2 protein-coding genes are annotated in these 1,411 nt (G+C 61.7%); both read right to left on the bottom strand.

Annotation, left to right across the window (positions count from 1 at the left end; translation table 11 throughout):
* A partial coding sequence (locus V6C16_RS13285) for a 7TMR-DISMED2 domain-containing protein (protein ID WP_333543440.1) occupies positions 1-693 on the bottom strand: 693 nt, incomplete at its 3' end.
* Between the two features lie 253 nt (positions 694-946).
* A partial coding sequence (locus tag V6C16_RS13280) for a tetratricopeptide repeat protein (RefSeq protein WP_333543439.1) occupies positions 947-1,411 on the bottom strand: 465 nt, incomplete at its 5' end.

Raw genomic sequence — 1,411 nt, 5'->3', positions numbered from 1 at the left:
AAGGCAGAGCAGCATGACCACCGCCAGGGCCAGCACTGCCGCAGTACCCGCCAGACTGCCCCAGTTATTGGCGGCATCCTGCGGGGTGCGCAGCATCGGCTCAAACCACAGGCCGGGCAGGCCGTCCAGGCGGATATAGCAGGTGACCGGCTCATTTCCCGCCTCGGGCAGCAGAAGAACATCACGCTGGCTGGGGGTTATTTCACGCCATTCCACGGCATCGGTCAAAAGATTCGTGCGCGGCTCATACAGAACCGGGCCGTCAGGCACGCTGGCCCCCATATCAAGCAGCATGGCCCCGGGCTTTACTCCCTGCGGCAGGGGAGCCAGCGTAAAGCGCAGCCACATGACACCGGTGGAACGCGGCAGATTTTTCATCCGCAACGGCTGAAAGGCGCTGGCATTGGCCGGGGCGGCCACTTCTTCCACATCCATGGTTCCGGTATGGTCGATGAAATACTGAAGCTGGGGCAGCAGCGGGGCGTTCGGCGCAAGCAGGACCGGAGGAATCATGGCTTTTTGCGGACTTGCCGGGGCGGGCATGAGCATGGCCTCGGTGGGCGCGGCCCTGAGCACAGCCGAGGGAAGCAACAGCCAGAGGAACGTCAGGCACAAAAGCAGGATGCAGGGGCGCGGGCCAGGAGCGCAAAAAAGACCTGGGCCGGGGCGGGGGCCGGAATGGGGATGTGTCATTGGTATTTCCTACCTGTATTCTCTGGTCTTGCGCGGCAGGTCCGCTGTCGGGACGCATCGTGCAATACGGGCTGACGGGGATTGCCACGTCGCCGAAAAATTCACCCGGCCACCTGCGGCATGCGGCGTTCAAGCACCTCGTGCGGCCGAAAACAGGCGCTTTCGGCCGCACCACGCCGTGCCATGCGCAGAGCCGGGCGGATACAAGTTTTCACTGACGGTTCACTCTGAAGCAATTTCAAAGTGAAATTGCCTAGTGCAGATGCTGAATAAGCTCGGAAACAGGCTGGCCGTCCGGCGCGCGCGCGCCCGGATTAATGCGCAAAAGCCGCTTCCAGGCCGCCTGGGCTTCATCCTTGCGCTTGAGGTCGTAATAAAGCACCACGCCTTCATTAAAGAGGGCGTTTTCAAGGTCAGGCTGTAAGGTCGCAGCTTTGCGAAAACTTTCCACGGCTTTTTCAAACTGTCCCAACTCGCGCTGCATGATGCCGAGGTCCGTGAGTACATGGGCATTGCCCGGCTCAAGGGCCAAAGAGCGCTCATAGGCTGAAACCGCCTTCTGGGCCTGCCCCGTATCAAAATACAGATTGCCCAGACCGGCCCAACGGGCCGCATCTTTGGGATTTTCCAGTACGGCCTTTTCCAGCACGCCGATGCGCGCGGACAGCTCCGGCGAGACCTGCGCAACGCCTGTCTGCGGTGCGGGGCGCATGCCGTC

It is taken from the genome of Desulfovibrio sp. 1188_IL3213, assembly GCF_036763145.1.
Classification (GTDB): Bacteria; Desulfobacterota; Desulfovibrionia; order Desulfovibrionales; family Desulfovibrionaceae; genus Desulfovibrio.
The sequence above is the reverse complement of the archived record's forward strand: the minus strand, read 5'-3'. Positions and strand labels throughout refer to the sequence as shown.